The sequence below is a fragment of the Lacihabitans sp. LS3-19 genome, assembly GCF_024343575.1.
GTDB lineage: Bacteria > Bacteroidota > Bacteroidia > Cytophagales > Spirosomataceae > Leadbetterella.
This window is the reverse complement of record NZ_RJUA01000128.1, coordinates 26,576-43,205: the sequence shown is the minus strand read 5'-3', so window position 1 is coordinate 43,205 and position 16,630 is coordinate 26,576. Positions and strand designations below refer to the sequence as shown.

General features: G+C 36.4%; 17 protein-coding genes. 15 read left to right on the top strand and 2 right to left on the bottom strand.

Annotated elements, in window-relative coordinates; all coding sequences use genetic code 11:
• Positions 1 to 516, bottom strand: coding sequence for an RNA polymerase sigma factor (locus EGI22_RS22780; protein WP_255070923.1), 516 nt, complete (start codon positions 514 to 516; stop codon positions 1 to 3).
• A 108-nt stretch (positions 517 to 624) separates the two neighbouring features.
• On the opposite strand from EGI22_RS22780, the gene EGI22_RS22775 reads away from it, so the two are divergent.
• The 12 genes from EGI22_RS22775 to EGI22_RS22720 all read left to right on the top strand — a co-directional run bounded on the left by EGI22_RS22775 (position 625) and on the right by EGI22_RS22720 (position 12,831).
• Positions 625 to 975 (top strand): LytTR family DNA-binding domain-containing protein, encoded by a 351-nt coding sequence (locus EGI22_RS22775; protein WP_255070921.1) that lies wholly within the window; start codon positions 625 to 627, stop codon positions 973 to 975.
• A gap of 58 nt (positions 976 to 1,033) precedes the next feature.
• Complete coding sequence (locus tag EGI22_RS22770; RefSeq protein WP_255070920.1) at positions 1,034 to 2,422, top strand: OmpA family protein; 1,389 nt, start codon at positions 1,034 to 1,036, stop codon at positions 2,420 to 2,422.
• A gap of 12 nt (positions 2,423 to 2,434) precedes the next feature.
• On the top strand, positions 2,435 to 3,751 hold the full coding sequence (locus tag EGI22_RS22765) for an FG-GAP repeat protein (protein ID WP_255070918.1): 1,317 nt from the start codon (positions 2,435 to 2,437) through the stop codon (positions 3,749 to 3,751).
• Between the two features lie 2 nt (positions 3,752 to 3,753).
• Positions 3,754 to 4,395: a hypothetical protein gene (locus EGI22_RS22760; RefSeq protein WP_255070916.1), complete on the top strand. Its 642-nt coding sequence runs from the start codon at positions 3,754 to 3,756 to the stop codon at positions 4,393 to 4,395.
• 8 nt (positions 4,396 to 4,403) lie between these two features.
• Entirely contained in the window at positions 4,404 to 4,895 is a 492-nt protein-coding gene (locus EGI22_RS22755) for a hypothetical protein (protein WP_255070915.1), read from the top strand.
• 20 nt (positions 4,896 to 4,915) lie between these two features.
• Positions 4,916 to 5,188 (top strand): hypothetical protein, encoded by a 273-nt coding sequence (locus EGI22_RS22750; protein ID WP_255070913.1) that lies wholly within the window; start codon positions 4,916 to 4,918, stop codon positions 5,186 to 5,188.
• A 1-nt stretch (position 5,189) separates the two neighbouring features.
• Entirely contained in the window at positions 5,190 to 6,143 is a 954-nt protein-coding gene (locus EGI22_RS22745) for a hypothetical protein (RefSeq protein ID WP_255070912.1), read from the top strand.
• 18 nt (positions 6,144 to 6,161) lie between these two features.
• Positions 6,162 to 6,896 (top strand): hypothetical protein, encoded by a 735-nt coding sequence (locus EGI22_RS22740; protein ID WP_255070911.1) that lies wholly within the window; start codon positions 6,162 to 6,164, stop codon positions 6,894 to 6,896.
• Positions 6,897 to 6,904: 8 nt separating this feature from the next.
• Positions 6,905 to 8,293, top strand: a complete 1,389-nt coding sequence (locus EGI22_RS22735) for an FG-GAP repeat protein (protein WP_255070910.1) — start codon at positions 6,905 to 6,907, stop codon at positions 8,291 to 8,293.
• Between the two features lie 966 nt (positions 8,294 to 9,259).
• Positions 9,260 to 10,525, top strand: a complete 1,266-nt coding sequence (locus tag EGI22_RS22730) for a hypothetical protein (RefSeq protein ID WP_255070909.1) — start codon at positions 9,260 to 9,262, stop codon at positions 10,523 to 10,525.
• A gap of 215 nt (positions 10,526 to 10,740) precedes the next feature.
• On the top strand, positions 10,741 to 11,670 hold the full coding sequence (locus tag EGI22_RS22725) for a DUF4412 domain-containing protein (RefSeq protein WP_255070907.1): 930 nt from the start codon (positions 10,741 to 10,743) through the stop codon (positions 11,668 to 11,670).
• 171 nt (positions 11,671 to 11,841) lie between these two features.
• Complete coding sequence (locus EGI22_RS22720) at positions 11,842 to 12,831, top strand: polysaccharide deacetylase family protein (RefSeq protein ID WP_255070905.1); 990 nt, start codon at positions 11,842 to 11,844, stop codon at positions 12,829 to 12,831.
• 115 nt (positions 12,832 to 12,946) lie between these two features.
• On the opposite strand, the gene EGI22_RS22715 is transcribed toward EGI22_RS22720, so the two are convergent.
• Positions 12,947 to 13,933, bottom strand: a complete 987-nt coding sequence (locus tag EGI22_RS22715) for a zinc dependent phospholipase C family protein (protein ID WP_255070904.1) — start codon at positions 13,931 to 13,933, stop codon at positions 12,947 to 12,949.
• Between the two features lie 827 nt (positions 13,934 to 14,760).
• Between EGI22_RS22715 and EGI22_RS22710 the strand changes: the two genes are divergently transcribed.
• The 3 genes from EGI22_RS22710 to EGI22_RS22700 all read left to right on the top strand — a co-directional run bounded on the left by EGI22_RS22710 (position 14,761) and on the right by EGI22_RS22700 (position 16,629).
• Positions 14,761 to 15,318, top strand: a complete 558-nt coding sequence (locus tag EGI22_RS22710; RefSeq protein WP_255070902.1) for a hypothetical protein — start codon at positions 14,761 to 14,763, stop codon at positions 15,316 to 15,318.
• Between the two features lie 2 nt (positions 15,319 to 15,320).
• The gene (locus EGI22_RS22705) at positions 15,321 to 15,647 is read left to right on the top strand and encodes a nucleotide pyrophosphohydrolase (protein WP_255070900.1); all 327 of its coding nucleotides are present in this window, start codon (positions 15,321 to 15,323) and stop codon (positions 15,645 to 15,647) included.
• Between the two features lie 82 nt (positions 15,648 to 15,729).
• The gene (locus EGI22_RS22700) at positions 15,730 to 16,629 is read left to right on the top strand and encodes a hypothetical protein (RefSeq protein WP_255070899.1); all 900 of its coding nucleotides are present in this window, start codon (positions 15,730 to 15,732) and stop codon (positions 16,627 to 16,629) included.
• The last annotated feature ends 1 nt before the right edge of the window (position 16,630 follow it).

Below are 16,630 nucleotides of genomic sequence, written 5' to 3'. Positions count from 1 at the left end.
TTAGCTTTTTTGTAACATCTCTTTTAATTGTTTTATGCACCTTGCCTTTTGACTTTTAAGCACGTCTTTCGATTGGTAAGAGCTTTTATTTAGGATGTCATTTAATTTAAGATTTTCATAATAAAACATCCTAAGGATTTTATAACACTGCTCACCGAGATTGTTTAAGTTTTTTTCTAATTTTATTAATAAATCTTCTGAAGCATTTATGTCTTCGTATTCATAATTATCTTCTAAATTTATAAGTTCGTCAGTTTTTGGTTTTTTTAATAAATTGAATATCATGTATTTGCCTATCGAAAACAAATACGTCTTCAATTCCGACTTTAAATCATCAATCTTGCCTTTTTGGGCATTTTCTACCATGGCCACAAAAGCATCCTGATAAACATCTAGAACATCCTCTCGCCTCATTTGATATTTTGCAGCAAACTGCACAAAGCTAGTTTTATGTGCCAAATACAATCGCTCTAAAGTTTTTGGATCCCGCTGCTTTAGTTTCTCAATTTCCGTCACTGTTGCTTATTAGTATGTTTATGCTTAGAAAGTAAACATACAAAATTTTTTATTTTATGGATGTTTACTTTTTGGATTTTTTACTACTAAACATAAAACCGATAGCTAATGAAGTGCCAATTTAAAAATGTTAGGGGGCTAAAAAGTGCCAAAGTCAGTCCTGACGAAATTATTAAAGTTGAAGCTGATGAGAATTATTCTATTTTTTATTTCAGCAATGGCAAACGCATTACACTTGCCAAAACACTCAAACAATGTGAAGATATTTTTGAGCCGTATTCATTTTATAGAACACACCGCTCATGTATCATTAATCTCATGCACTGCCGGAGTTTTACAAACAACGAAATTTTACTTAATAATAACATGAAGGCGGTTTTGTCGAGAAGAAGAAGATCCAATTTCTTGATGATTTTTAATGATTTAGCCGTAAAAACAATATTCACAAAAAATATTTAATTGTTAGTGTTTACTTTTTCGAGATTCCAATACTAAATACAAATTAATGATTTTTAAAATGAAAACTTTTCTCGCATTTACATTTTTTATTTGTGTATTTCAATTAAATGCACAAATTATTAAACCCAAAGAAACTGTCAAGCGTAAAGCAACAGATCGGACAAACAATGCCATAGATAGGAATATCGACAAAGGATTGGATAAAATAGAAGAGGGCATTGGTAACATTTTTAAAAAGAAAGAAAAAACTATGAAAGAAGAATCTGAGCGAGATAGTGATAAAGAAGAGCAGATAGAAGAAGGGAATAATGGTAAATCTACTTCTGGCTGGTCAACAGAGGAATCATCAGATACGAAAGTAAATAAGTCCACTACGTCAGAAGAACAACCTGCAGGTAAAATTAAATTTTCGGCCAATTCAAAGTTTGACTTTGTTCCAGGAGAAAAAGTAATTGGTTTTGATGATTTTTCTGAAACTTCGGTTGGCGATTTTCCTTTAGGATGGAATACTAATTCTGCCGCAGAAATAGTTACCTTTAACGACAGCCCTGAAAAATGGCTTTTTATGTCGCAAGACGGCTATTTTCAGCCTGATTTTGTGAGTGATATGCCTGACAATTTCACGCTGGAATATGACATTTTTACCCGATACGCCAGCAACAATATTCTCAATTACAATTTTAATATCTACGCCAGTGACAATCCAAGAAGCGATTTTTCAGAGGCTTATTACCAAAATGGAATTTATTTCAATTGGACAGGCGGTACCTCCAGTGCTGGCTTTATCATTTATGAAAATGGACAAGAAATAAATAAAAATGAAAACTTAACTGTCAAAAGCCTGGATTGCGTGGGAGATAATAATGAAGAGCCCAGCAAGGTACATTTCGCGATTTGGCGTCAAAAAAACAGATTGAGAGTATACGTAGACGAGCTCAAAGTCTTGGATTTGCCACAAGCGTTTAATCCGAAGTTAAAATACAATGCTTTTAAATTGGGTTCAAAATACATGAACTTTTCAAGTGCCGACAACAAAGACGAGTTCATGGTTTCCAATGTACGCTATGCCGTTGGTGCTCCCGATACCCGCTCCAAACTCATCACCGAAGGCCGTTTTTCTACTACAGGTATTTTGTTTGATGTAAACTCTGACCAAATAAAAGCCAGCTCTGAAGGCACGCTAAAAGAAATTGCCAAAGTGCTCAAAGAAAACCCTTCTGTCAAAGTCAAAATTATAGGCCATACTGATTCCGATGGAGCAGATGCCGCCAATCAGACACTATCTGAAAAACGTGCTTTAAGTGTAAAAAATGCACTTTCAAGCGATTTTGGCATAACTGCAGATCGCATGCTCACCGAGGGCAAAGGTGAAAGCCAGCCGGTGGATAAGAACGATACGCCTCAGGGAAAGGCTAATAACAGGAGAGTTGAATTTGTGAAATTGTAAAAAATCGAAATCATGAAAAAACTATTTATTATAATCCTTTTATTTCCTTTTTTGACTCTTGCACAATCTGTCACTATAGATCCTTCCTCAAGCACGAGTGGTATTTTAGAGGTAAAAAGCAATTCTAAAGGAGTAATTCCTGCACGAATGAGCAGTGCAGAACGCCGAGATATTCCAAACCCAGCTGAGGGAATGATCGTATACGACACCACCCAAAAGGCCATGTATGTATACAGTGGGAATCAATACAAAAAACTTATTGCAGAGGAAGAATCCATTGTCATAGATGGCATAAAAGATGGTCCAATTGCTTCGAATAACCAATATGTTATAATAGGTGATCCCACATTCAATTACAATACGGGCAGGTCAACTCTACTTAAGCTCAACAGTAGTAATGAGTGGGTAATAGAAGCCTATTTACAGGCTACCGATGCCGCCGCTGGTGCAAGGTTTGGCTCAGCGGTAGATATCGCTGGAAACCGAATAGCAGTTGGGGCTTCATCTGCTGGTGGTAAAGGGGCCGTATACATTTTTGAAATTCTTAATGGCACATGGGTTCAACGGTCAAAGCTGACAGCAAGCAATGGGGTGGCAGGCGATTATTTCGGATCCTCATTAGATTTAGAAAACAGTGGCGTGGCCATAGGTGCACCGGGTGTAGTTTCAGCACCATTAAATATCACAGGTCGAGTGTATTATTTCTCACGTACGACTATTCAAGGCAACTCAATCTGGTTTCAATCTATCATTGAGGCTCCTAATCCTAATATCGACAAAAATTTTGGGGCCAAAGTAGTCATGAAAGATGTTAACTTGTACATCGGTGCTCCAGAAAGCTATGCAGGAAGAGGAATTACTTATTTATTTGAACGTGTAAATGGCATTTTTACAGGAACACATTTATTCTATGACAGCGATAATAATCCAAATGGTAAAATAGGAAGAGCCTTGGCCATCAGCGATAGTTTAGTTGTAATTGGCCTTAGCAATGTCAATTATAATGAGGTAGAAGGTTATACATTTGTGTATTCTAAAAGCGGAAATACAACCATTATTCTTAACCCTGAAATACAAGGAGGATTTTTCCCTAAAGCTTTATCAGCCTATAGATCAAACATTTTAGCACTTCATGGTAAAAATATTTACCAAAATGATCTCTTTTTAGTCAGCAATGAGGAACAAAAAAACACCTATATCCGAAAAATAAACGCCAATACCTTCGGCCATTATTCGGTCACAGAGAACTTTACAATTAACAATAAATTCATCTTTTATTTTTTGTCTGACCTTATATCAAGTGAAAAACTATTTTACACCAAGTATTAATCATGAAAAATTTAGCCAAATTTACCCTAATTCTCTTTGTGTTTTCGGCCTGCCAATCAGCCAAAGACGCAGCACAAGAAGGCATAAACTCCGCACTTGAGGAAGCAATTGAAAGTCAAACTGGACAAGAAGTAGACCTTGCAAAAGTTGATAGTTACCTGGATCAAAAAGTGGAGGTAAGTTTAGAATTTGATGGAAAAGAGCAAATAGAGGATAAGCAAGCATTTAGGGGCTCTATAATTGCTCAAAAATCAGCTGAAGACTTAAATGTTTCTTTTCAAATAGTGAATGAAAGTGGCACATCTGTTATGGGTGTTATTTCCAATTTTAATACAAATTTTAGTTTGCCATTGGAAGCTAAATTTGCAGTTTCAAATGCCAAAACAGAAGGTGTTCCTAGTGCTAGTTTGGTTTTTATGAAAATCTCTGAAACAGGTATGCAAGCTACGCCAATGCCCTTTGAAGGAACCATGCGTATTCTTAAACTCAATGAAGACATTGCCGAATTCGAAATAGATGCCAAAGGCGGTTTGCCGCAAGATACCGAAAATTCAAATGCATGGAAAAGTATTAAAGGAAAAGTAAGTATAACCTCTCCTCCAATCCAGTGTTTAGGTCTCAAAAAAGAAGAAATAATTAAATAATAAAATAGATGAAAACTAAATCAAATGTAATTCTTATTGCCATTTTGGCTCTTGTTCTAAGTTCATGTGGGAAAATTGATATTTCTCCAGATGACGACAATGGCTCCTCAAACGCTGATCCTAAAATAAGTGGTAGCATGAAAGCCACCCTCGATGGCAAGGCTTGGGAGGCAAAGAAATTAAGTTTTGGAGGTGCTCTTGCACTGATTCAAATCAACGGATCCATCGATGACGACAACCTTATCTCAATCGAGCTAGATGATTCAAAATTAAAACTGAATACGAGCTATGAATTAGGTTCTGAATCTTCCAAGCAAGAGCTACAATCGCTCATAGTGAAAGTTAAAGGGAATGTTTATTTCGGAAATTCAGGCACCTTGAAAATCACTAAATACACCAAAGGTAAAACTGTCGAAGGCGAATTAAACGCTTTGCTTTGGGATGGAATAAACCCAGAAATAAAACTCGAAAACTGCAAATTTTCTATGACCTATAAATAATAAAATCTAATTTTTTAATTATGAAAAAGATCTTTTCTATCCTAATTATTATAGTGTGTGTTTCGTGCGGACCTGCTAAACTTTTAGATCCCGTTTCAAGCAATAATTGCGAAAACGCAACCGAAAGATATTTGAAAGCCATTGATACTTGGTCAACAGACATTGAAAGCAAAAGTAAGTGCGAAGCTGTTAAAAAATCCCTAAATGATGTGATAAAGTCATGTTCGCTGTACACTAATGCTCAGCGAAAAGTATATGAAGATCAGCTAAAAGATTTTAACTGTGATAATTGACATGAAAAAACTAATTGCCATATTAGTGCTGTTGCCTTTTGGGCTTATTGCTCAAAATGCAGAGATTACAAATCAAAGCATATCTACTATAAAAGTGGTGGCTGATTCTATCGTTAGAAATACTGATTCGGTCTATATTTCAAAAATAAAAAGCCCAGCTGGAAGAATTACTTCTTTAAAAACCTCGACACTTAATGCAAATGTTATTTCAGGGGTTCAATCAAATATCGCTACGGGTACTTTTACCAGTTTGTTTGTCAATGCAAGCTCACAACTACAGAATTTCTCTGGTAATATAGGATCAGTAAATGAACTTGTTATAAGTTCTTCTATAAGTGCCAATCCCGTTTTCACGGACGAAAACGGCAAGGTCACCAAAGAATCAAAGTCGCAGTTTATGTCGATTCCTGCGGTGGCTTTTACACCTGAAAATATCTCTCCATTAGAAAGTATAAGCAGTAGCTTAGTTGTGGGAGGTATCAGAAGATTCGTAAACAATGGAGAGGTTGAGGGCCAATCTCTTGCCAATGACCATCTTTTTAAATTGGTGGCACCTTTGGTTTTTCCTCTAAATAATGCCGACCAAAATATTAGCTTTGTAAATGCTCGAATGTGTACTTATGACAAAGAAAACTCCCGAGATTTAGCTGCGGTGGTATATGAGGTAAATTCAAGTGTGGGTCAGTTTCCTTTAGTGGTAAACCCAAAAATGGTATTCAGAAGTGCAAATAACAATGCTACCTATCAATGTTTCGATTTGAAAGAAGGTTTTGGTTCTGCTTTTCCAATTGATGCTGCTAATAATAGCTATTACGTGGGTGTATTTCCTGTTTTGGCAAGTATAAAATCAGACGAAATCCTTCAAGATCCTGATACTTATATAACGCCTTGGAGAGCAGAAGACAATCCTTTTTTACGCTTGGTTCATTTTATCGTCGAATATAAATTTCAATAAATTTCAATTATTTTAAAAATGAAAAATTTTCAATTTCTTCTTTTATTAAGTTCAGTCATTTTTATGATTTCCTGCTCGTCAAAGACTGAAAGTGAGTCGTCCAATTCCCTATCTGAAACGGTAGCAAGTACAAATGCCGATTGTGTTTTTTCTTATATCGACAAATACGATCAACTATTGCCATTGGAGACCATCCAAAAACATTATAAAGGAGACATGAGCTCTGCCAAAATGAAATATCAGGTAAGTAAAGATGCTATAAGTCAAAAAAGAGATACTTACGTCTACACTTGGAATAGTGATAGAACCAAGATAATGGAGTTTGGTGGAACCAAAATGAACCTACCGATCCCAAACGAGATAGGCATCAAATGGTTAGGGGATGATTTGTACAAAATCATGGATAGAGGAAATCCGGTGTCCTCGTTTAAGGCATTTTATCATACACCGACAAAAGAAGAATTGGATATGGCATTAAATAAAGCCGAAGAGAAGGTTTCTGAGGATAAAAATGTGACTGAAGAAACTAAAAACTCTGCAATGGGAATGGCAAAAGGATTGGCAGCGGGTGCAAAATATGACGATGTAGATGGCCTTGGTGATGCCGCTTCGTGGGATTTTAGAGACAATGCTCTAATCATTTTAATTGGTGACAAAACTTTTAAAGTTGTAGCTAGTGTAAGTGCTGATAGTGAGGTTAATAAAGATTTGGCAATTGAATTGGCGAAAGAGATTTTGGCAAAATGTAAATAAGTACTAACATGAAATATTTAGTAATATGTCTTTTGTTTTTGATTTCAGTAGCAGCCAAAGCACAATCTGTCACCATAGATCCGGCAAATAGTAATGGCGTATTAATGGAGGCCAAAAGTAGTAATCAAGGTGTGGTTTTGGCTCGCATGACTACAACGGAGAGAAAAGCCATAAATAACCCCAATGCTGGCACATTGGTATATGATAAGGATAAATTACGCTACTATCTTTTTGATGGACAGCTTTGGCTGGCATTAAAACTTGATTTGGAAACCGAATTGATAGCTAATGAAAGGACCATAAGTAATGCTGCAGCGAAATATTTTCGAATGAGAGTTGCGGTTTCACAAAAATGGGCGGCTGTCGGCTTACCCGAAGAAAATGTAAATGGGCTACAGAACAAGGGAGCGGTTATTATTTTCGAAAAAACATTAAATGGTTGGATTCAAAGAACTAAACTTAGCCCTGCAGATGGTCAGTCTAATGATCGTTTCGGCGGAAGCGTTGCTATTAAAGGGGATAGTTTAATAGTAGGAGCTCCTTACAGTCTTAATGGTAATAGGGTAAATGGTGCAGTTTATTTTTATAAATATATCACCAGTTTTATTCCGAATATTGGAACGATTAAATATTGGAGTCTTCAGGTAAAGTTGCAATCCAACATCAGCTCTACCGGCCACTCCGAATTTGGTCAGAATGTTGCGTTTGACAACAATCACCTGGTAGTGGGTACCAATGGTCAAGATGGTATAGTCTATGTCTACAACAATTTGAATCAAAATTGGACATTTGGTCAAACACTCCAAATTCCGCTCTCTTCGTCCTCAAGCAATACATTGGGTCGGAAAATTGCCCTATCGGGCGATTATTTAGCAATTGGAGCTCCTTATAACAACGACGAATCTGGTCAAACCACTGGTGCCGCTTTTATTTTTGTGAAAGGTGGAGGGACTTGGACCCTACAAAAAATCTTATATGGTGATTACGATGGTGACAGTTTTGGATTTGACATATGTTTAGTAAATGAAACACTATTTGTAAGTTCACCTCGATTTGATAATGATAAAGGCGGAGTTCGAATTTTCAAAAGGAGTGGGAGTAATTGGTTGTATAATAAATTAATTCGTCCTTTTGATGCCCAAATATTACCTGTTTACCAAGAGACAATAAGGTTTGGAGATTATATTTCTGCAAAGAACGATTACCTCTTTATTTCTTCACTAACTGGCACAGTTGCTGTTTTTAAAAAAGATGAATATGGTTTTTGGTCACTTTATGATAAGATTAATTGTACCAAATACCCTTTTGCCGTATCTGCCGATATGGATGTAAATTCTTCAACTTTGATAATCGGTAAATACGAAGATGCTAAAATCAAATTTGTAAATATCGAGTGATGGATTTGAAAATTAAATTCCTAAAAAAAACATATTTGAGGTTTTAAAATATTTAATCTATAAATAAATCAGAAACATTTGAACCAAATCAGGCTTAGTCAATTATAAAAGAAGTGTATATACATTCATTTGAAAAATATTTAAATATCATAAGACAATGAAAAAAATTACCACTTTAATCTTGGTACCATAGTATTTGCAACAGCTTGGTCATTTTCAAAAAGCACTGAATCTAATGAAGTAATTGCTGAAGTGGAAGATCTACCTAAGGGCGAACATCTTATTGGTCCTACTGCAAGCTCAATAATTTGGAAAGGAGAAGTTTTAGGTCTTAAGTCACACGGTTGAACTGTTAACTTGACCGATCAAAGTTTGACTGTTACTGATGGCTGTAACACCGAGGTTTAATAGGCTTTTTTTTGTCATGTCAATTGAAATTAAAATGGAATATCAATTTTAGTGTAAAATTGTTTTAAATACATTAGTAGGCATTGAGATTTCAAGAAAACTAATTAGACAAAATGCCCATAGATAATGTTAATGGTTCTGATTAATAGGATGTTAGAGACAATACTATAATAGATGACAAAGCCTTATAGTTTTTGCAGCGATAAGTGCTGATAGTGAGTTAAATAAAGATTTGGCAATTGAATTGGCGAAAGAGATTTTGGCAAAATGTAAATGATTGTTATTTGTTCTTCCTTTAAATAAAAACCTAAATTTTATTTAGTTTATAAGAATGCAATAACTTTAATTGGGTTTTGTTGAGGATTTTTAAAAACAGATATTGTATTTCAATTTTCTTTTTTCGTAATAAAATCGCAAGGAATCATACTTGAAAATTTAATCACAGGAATTCTTGAATGGACTTTTTGAGAATTTATAGGAAGGTAATTGAGACAATCGTTTTTTTGAAAAAAAATATTATAAAACGGAAAGGAGAATTTCCATAAATAGGTTTAATAAATGAGAATTAACATATTATTTGTAACTGTAGCGACATTGTTTTTGGTGCTATCATGCAACAAAAAATCTGATCCAAGCCCAGACTCGGACAATGCTGAATTTGTTTATACACCCGAGGCCATTATTCTTGAAAAAAGTGAAGTTGACCCAGTTCAAGATATTTCATCAGATGGAAAAACGTATGTTATGTCGAAAGATGTTTTTAAAAATCAGCCAAAAAATGGAGAGACATTTTTAGTTCCTGGCCTACACATGCGAAAAGTGGTTTCCGCAAAATCTGTGGGGTCTAATTATGAATTAATAACAGAGGATGCCGCCCTTACTGACATTATAAAAGATGGGACATTATCATACGAAATTACCCCAGCGTGGGGAACAGAAGAAGCCTTGCTGGTGGATGGGAAAAAAGCTAAAAAAGTATATGGTAATAAAGACAATGTTATAGAATACGTTTTTTCGGCAAAGGGGGTAGATTATAAGATAAATATTGAGCCTATACTATCTGGAGGAACTATTTCCACTTGCAAGTTTAAAATGCAAATGGTTAAAAAATCTGGGGGTGCTCCCAATGTCAGTTTGGTTGGAGAGGGTACGATGACTTTACCTAAGCAAAATACCAATATTACGATAAAAGACGGAAGTTTAGAGAGTTTTAATTCAACTAACAAGGGTATTTCTGGTACGATCAATCTAAGTATTTATGCAGCTGATGGAGAGCCAGGAGAAACCACTGAGGTTCTGCCCAATATTGCTTTGACTTTCCCTATTAGGTACCTTCCAACGCCGTATGGCCCTATTCCTAATCCGATACCAATGAGTATCGAGGTAGGTGTCAATTTCGTTACTTCTATTAGCTTTTCGGGTAATTTGAGTTCCGCTACGGCTAAAAGTACTGTTACTTTTGATGCTGACAATGGTTTCGACTTTTCGGGTGGTAATATGAACACAACTGGCACACTCAATAACGAACAAATTACGGGAGGCCAATTTGATTCTGCAGGATTAATTGGTTCGGAATTAGACGTGCAATTTGGCATTGCTTTTCCGAGAATAGCCTTAAAAGTTGCCGATCAAGAATTAGCTTATGTTCATGTAGGTTTTACTACTGGTTCAAAACTACAATGGGGGCCAATTTGCAAGTCTGGCTATACCAAGATTGTTGTGGAAGGTGGATATGGTTTGAAAGTTCTTGGATCAACTTTGTTTGGACAAAAAACTACTTTTGTAGAGCGTAAAAAAGAGGCTAAAGGAGAGGGTTGTAGTTGAGATTTTATATAATTTGCATATTTCATTTTTAGGTTTAATATTAAAAAAATGAGCTATGAAAGTATTTTATTCAAAAAAATACAAGTCTGTTTTTTTAAACTAATCCATAAGAAAAGTTTTTAACGAAATAATTTTCTTTTTTAACTAAATAATCTATTGCATTCGTTGTATAAATCCATGGAAATTGTTATTTTTAATAAAATTAAATTTTTGAGATGAAAAAAGTAGTATTGTTGGTAATCGTGTTTTTTGTGAGCAATATTTTGAATGCCCAAGAGACAAAAAAGACAGAGGAAGATCCGATTAAAAAAGTTGAAGATGCTTTTGACAAAGCATTTGATGGATTATTCAAAACTAAGAAAAAAGAGAGTTCTGAACCAAAAACTAGTTCGGAAAAGCCTAAGCCTGCCGCCAAAGAAAAAACCGAAAGTTCGGGATTTGGAGGGTTTAGTTTTGGAGGGAAACCTAAAGCTTCTTATAGTTTTGGCTCATCAATGACAATGAAACTTACTATAAAATCAGCCAAAGACAAAAAAAGCACCACCATGCGAAACAAGTATATGTTTGCTGATGATATGAGTGCGATGGCGATTAAGTTTTTAAGTTCTGACAATCCAGATATGGCTAAAGCTTCTGCCAACATGGACGCTATTGTTATGGATTTCGATCAAAAGAAGATGTTTACTTTTTTAAATAATGATGGTAAAAAAACTTTGATGGGGATTGGATTTAAGGGAGATGAATTGGAGAAATATGTGGAGAAGGAAAACTCTAAAATCAGTGTGACTAAAACTAGCCAAACAAAAACTATAGCTGGTTATAAATGCGATGGATACATTATAAAAAGTGATGATCAAAAAGAGGATATTTTGATGTGGATTAGTCAAAATAGAGTAGGAGAAATGGCTAAAATGGCTCAAAAAATGTCGCAAGGTTCTTCTCCATTTGGAGGAAAATCCACCTCAAAAAACTATATGGCTTATAATGCCCATCCTGAGTTAGTTAAAATAGCTGAGCAAGGAAGAATGGTATTGGGATATACTGTAAAATCCGATAAAGGTGACGAAACCGAAATGGAATTTGAAGAATTAAAACCAAATGACAAATCAAGTTTCGGAACAGGCGATTATAAATCAATGTTCTAAAAATATTTTTTCTATTTATTTAAAAGAGCCGAAAGGCTCTTTTTTTTGCCCCGCCCGCCCAAGTTTGTGTACTCACAAACTTCACCCAAATCCCCACATTTTTTGCGAAAACACAATTAATAATTTACCTTTAATTTCCAATAGAAAGTTCAACCCAATATTCAATTTTAAATGAAAAAAGCATTTGTTTTCCTGTGTTTAATATTTGTCGCAAAAATAGTTTCGGCACAAACCTATGCCGAAAAACTAGGCTATCCCAAAGACGCCAAAGTGCTGATATTACACATAGACGATGTAGGCATGTCGTACGATTCTAACGAGGGAGCCATCAAAGCGATGGAATCAGGCGTGGCGAATTCATTGAGTTTGATGATGCCTTGTCCGTGGATTCCAGCATTTATGAAATACCTAAAAGCTCATCCAGAGACTGATGCAGGTTTGCACTTGACGCTAACATCAGAATGGGAAAACTACCGTTGGGGGCCTCTTTCTGGCAAGCCAGCAGTGCCAGGCTTGGTGGATAAAGAAGGTGCTATGTGGCCAAGCGTGAGAGCAACCGCCACCAATGCCTCTGCTGACGAAATAGAAAAAGAAATAAGGGCACAATTGGATCGTTCACGTACTATGGGTTGGGAACCTACACACTTGGATACACACATGGGGACGGTTTTTGCAAGAAAAGATTATTTGGAAAGATACCTGAAAGTGGCCATGGAGGAGAAAATACCTGTGATGTTTCCTGGAGGGCACAATTCTATGATTTTGCAAACTGAAAAAGATGCAGGTCTAACGATAGAAATGACCACGGCTGTAGGCAAACAACTATGGGCTTCAGGATTACCCGTTTTGGATGATTTGCACAATGTTTCGTATGGTTGGGGTTGTCCAGAAGGAAAACCAAATTGCACTGATGCCGAACTACAAACCTACAAAACACAAAAATACATAGAGACCATAACCAACTTAAAGCCAGGCTTAACGATGGTAATCATGCACTGCACTTGGCCAACAGAGGTTTTTAAGCACATATCAGGCTCAGGAACTGTACGCAAAGGCGACGCCATGGTGATGATGGATCCTGCTTTTAAGAAATATTTGGAAGATAACAAAATCATTTTGACTACCTGGCGTGAGGTAGGGAAGAGGAGAAAGGGATTGTAGTGAGGCTATTTTATTTTGGTTTAAATTAACTCATTGGAAGTCCATTCATTTAAAAACCGTCAATGGTCAGGTAATATTCTTATTAAAAATGAGCGATTTTGGAAAATCGCTCTACTTAATACTCTTTCTCTAAATATTGATACGGCAGTTTGCCCCTTTTCCAAATTTTTAGGTCTTTGTTGTATTGTTTGGCGTTTCTTTTTGTGAGATTGGCTTGATCTAATTTTAACAAATCAGGCTTTCCAGCATCTACCCAGGCTGTGTACCAAAAATTTGATACAGCTTGAATCGAATTTCGCATTTGCTTTTCTACCATGCCATTCAAGGCTTTATGATAGAGTTCAGAATACTCTTTTGAGAATATCGTTTGCCCAAATTTGTTTTTAATTTGCTTGCCTTCGGCGTCTAACTCATAAAGTTTTTTGGCTGGGAATTCGCTCCTGAGTTTTTTGTCTATGCTTAGCATGGTATCTGCCAAAGAATGTGTACGACGTATTATTTCCCAAATTTCGTTGTCGATGTTTTCAATATATTGTGCTTCGCCAACGGAGAAATTATAGTTTTTGCCATATCTCTCAGGTAATAATGCCTCCCAGTGGGCATGAATCCCCTTTTGGTTGGTTTGCTGGCCGTCATAATTGGCGGAGGTATGCAGCGGCATGTGTGCGTCTGCTATGTAATGACCTAAATCTGAAGCTATAAACAAAGCTTCGGTTCTACGGCCTCCTTTCATAGCGGTGACTAAACTTTTTTGGGTATCAATAATAAACCAAGGCAGATAACCCCATTTTTGTAAATCTTTGTCGGCAAAGGCATTTTTTGGTTTGGTTTTTAGGCTGTCAAAAGGTATGTCTCCAAAGTCTTCGATGTCGACAAAATGCCTTGGCCCTTCGTTTCTATCTCTCAAATGGCTATATTTTCTTAAATCTGGCACATTGGCTCCTTCGGCAACAAAATCTATGTGATTGTAAAAAAACAATGCCAATGGCTTCGGCAAAGCAAAAATGGCGGATTGGTTGATAGTATAGTGTCCCCACATGCCCCATGAACTCATAAATACCAACAGGAGAGTTGCTACAGACGCCAAGCCGAATCGCTTCATAAAATATTGATTTTGTTTTTGTTTTTTGAAAAGCTAAAATTACGAAAATATTGCTTTGGGTGTATTATGAAAGTGTATTACGTTTATGGTGGAACGATTTTCCCAATCGTTGTCATAAAAAGTTTTGATATGGTTTTTCAGCGATTTGAAAAATAGTTGTCACTGGAAAATGGGTTTTCGTTTGTGAGGACACAAACGAATGCGGTTTTTCAGCGATTTGAAAAATCGCTGCCACTGGAAAATGTATCACGATTTTCCAAATCGTGGTTAAAGAAAGTTTTGATTTGGTTTTTCAGCGATTTGAAAAATCGCTTTACGGATAAGGTACCACGATTTTCCAAATCGTGGTCAATGGAAGTTTTGATTTGGTTTTTCAGCGATTTGAAAAATCGCTTTACCGATATAGTATCACGATTTTCCAAATCGTGGTCAAAGGAGGTTTTGATTTGGTTTTTCAGCGATTTGAAAAATCGCTGCCACTGGAAAATGTAACACGATTTTTCAAATCGTGGTGAAAAAAGATATGATATGTTTTTTCAGCAATTTGAAAAATTGCTGCCACCGGAAAATGTGTATTTGTTTGTGAGGACACAAACAAGGGCGGATTGTCATAACACAAACAAAGGCGGCGGGAAATCATCCTTTTTGTCGATAATTCTTTTATATTTGCTAATAGCGAGGATGCTGCGATAGGGATAGAGCCGGTACCCCACAGGAGCTGACGATAGGAAGCTCCGAGGAGTAAAGGCGAAAGCCCGGCCACTGGGCCTGATGATAATCGGACCAGGGGAATCGCCCAATTTATTAAATTTTAAACCTTAACTAATATGAGAAAATTACTGTTTTTTGCTGGTTTGCTGGGTTCAATAGGTGTTTTTGGACAAGTTCCTTCTGCCGATGTGCAGATTAAAGAAGCGATGATGGCCTTGCCTGAAGTTGATAGGGTTAATCCGAAGGTGATGGGTTATAATGCTGATGGTGAGTTGGTTGTGTTGCAAAAAGGCGAGGGTGCTTATGTGTGTTTGTCGGACGATCCTAACAAAAAAGGCTTTAGTGTATCGTGCTATCACAAGGATTTGGAGCCGTTTATGGCCAGGGGTAGGGAGCTTCAAAAAGAGAATAAGTCTTTTAAAGAGGTTTTTGATATACGTGAAGCGGAGGCTAAAAAGGGTAAATTGAAAATGCCTAAAAATCCTGCTACCTTGCATGTCTTGAGTGGGGAAAGTCTCGAAAAAGCCAATTATCGTTATGTGGTTTATATACCTTGGGCTACTTCGGAGTCGACAGGTTTACCGCTTAAAGAAGTTGTTCCGGGAGCTCCGTGGATTATGGATCCGGGTACGCACCGTGCTCATATCATGATTTCGCCACCTCGAAAAAACTAAAAATGGAACTCAAAAAAGCTCAGGAGGTGGTGGATAATTGGATAAAGACCGTAGGTGTGAGGTATTTTAACGAACTTACCAATACGGCAATATTGATGGAAGAGGTGGGCGAAGTAGCCAGAATAATGGCTCGTAGATACGGTGAACAGTCGGAAAAGGAATCGGACAAAAGCAAAGATTTGGGAGAAGAAATGGCCGATGTGTTGTTTGTTTTGATTTGTTTGGCCAATCAAACGGGGATAGATTTGACAGAGGCTTTTGCGAAAAACCTGGAGAAAAAATCGATAAGAGATGCCGATAGACATAAGAATAATCCGAAATTGGCTTGAGTAAAATTTTGGACTTTTAATCGAGATTTTGGCTTAGTTTTGTATGTTTTTTGAAATAGTTTTGGAATATTAATTTAGAAATATGTTCTCAGTTTTATTTAAATCCTTCATTTCTTTATCAAAAAAACTTCCTTTGGTGTTGTTTTTTTGTGGAGTAGGGTTTGTTTTGGCCATGTTGGTGGCTCGGCCATTTTATGTCACATTTCTGAGTGAAGCCAATGGCTCAGTGGCTCTAGACAAACTGGTGGCGGATTTTGACTTCATGGTTTTTACGGATTTTTTGCAGCAAAGCGGAAAGGCATTTCGACCTTTTGTGGCTTTGGCTATGATTATTGGCGTGGTATATCTGTTTCTGAATACTTTTTTTGCTGGAGGAATTTTACAAGTATTTGATGAAGAGAAATTTAAGTTATCCGAATTTTTTGAAGGCTCTACCAAGTATTTTTCAAAATTCGCATTACTGTTAGTTTTCTTGTTTATTTTTCTTTTGGTTTTAGTGTCTTTGGCTGGAATGTTTTTCTTCATTTTTGCGGCAATAGCCGAAGGTGGAAACGAAAAGGATTATATATTAGCTATGCTGCCGCCTTTGGGTATTTTGGCTTATTTTGTGGGTTTTGTAATAGTTTTAGGCGATTACGCTCGTGTAATGCTGTACAAATCGGAAACTTTGAAAGTTTATGATGCTTTCTGGAAATCATTCTCTTATGTTTTTAAAAGACAAAGTACGCTTGCCCTTTTTTGGTTGATTATTATACTAGGATTGATACTTTCTGTGATGTATTTGGGAGTAGATAAGGTAATAGGTATGCATTCGGGCCTTACTATTTTTGTGATGTTTTTGGTGCAACAGGTGTTTGTATTTGTTAGGACTTTTTTGAAAATCTCTACTTTGGTAGTGGCAAAAAACTATTTTGAAAGCAAGCCTGTTGTATTAGAAAAGGTCATTGTGCCTTTGGAAGAATCGCCTCAAATTGAGAATTAAA

Coding starts and splice junctions, on each gene's coding strand:
- EGI22_RS22770 (WP_255070920.1), top strand. CDS start 1,034: ATGAAAACTTTTCTCGCATTTACATTTTTTATTTGTGTATTTCAATTA.
- EGI22_RS22730 (WP_255070909.1), top strand. CDS start 9,260: ATGAGAATTAACATATTATTTGTAACTGTAGCGACATTGTTTTTGGTG.
- EGI22_RS22755 (WP_255070915.1), top strand. CDS start 4,404: ATGAAAACTAAATCAAATGTAATTCTTATTGCCATTTTGGCTCTTGTT.
- EGI22_RS22715 (WP_255070904.1), bottom strand. CDS start 13,933: ATGAAGCGATTCGGCTTGGCGTCTGTAGCAACTCTCCTGTTGGTATTT.
- EGI22_RS22705 (WP_255070900.1), top strand. CDS start 15,321: ATGGAACTCAAAAAAGCTCAGGAGGTGGTGGATAATTGGATAAAGACC.
- EGI22_RS22720 (WP_255070905.1), top strand. CDS start 11,842: ATGAAAAAAGCATTTGTTTTCCTGTGTTTAATATTTGTCGCAAAAATA.
- EGI22_RS22725 (WP_255070907.1), top strand. CDS start 10,741: ATGAAAAAAGTAGTATTGTTGGTAATCGTGTTTTTTGTGAGCAATATT.
- EGI22_RS22740 (WP_255070911.1), top strand. CDS start 6,162: ATGAAAAATTTTCAATTTCTTCTTTTATTAAGTTCAGTCATTTTTATG.
- EGI22_RS22760 (WP_255070916.1), top strand. CDS start 3,754: ATGAAAAATTTAGCCAAATTTACCCTAATTCTCTTTGTGTTTTCGGCC.
- EGI22_RS22710 (WP_255070902.1), top strand. CDS start 14,761: ATGAGAAAATTACTGTTTTTTGCTGGTTTGCTGGGTTCAATAGGTGTT.
- EGI22_RS22745 (WP_255070912.1), top strand. CDS start 5,190: ATGAAAAAACTAATTGCCATATTAGTGCTGTTGCCTTTTGGGCTTATT.
- EGI22_RS22765 (WP_255070918.1), top strand. CDS start 2,435: ATGAAAAAACTATTTATTATAATCCTTTTATTTCCTTTTTTGACTCTT.
- EGI22_RS22700 (WP_255070899.1), top strand. CDS start 15,730: ATGTTCTCAGTTTTATTTAAATCCTTCATTTCTTTATCAAAAAAACTT.
- EGI22_RS22750 (WP_255070913.1), top strand. CDS start 4,916: ATGAAAAAGATCTTTTCTATCCTAATTATTATAGTGTGTGTTTCGTGC.
- EGI22_RS22775 (WP_255070921.1), top strand. CDS start 625: ATGAAGTGCCAATTTAAAAATGTTAGGGGGCTAAAAAGTGCCAAAGTC.
- EGI22_RS22735 (WP_255070910.1), top strand. CDS start 6,905: ATGAAATATTTAGTAATATGTCTTTTGTTTTTGATTTCAGTAGCAGCC.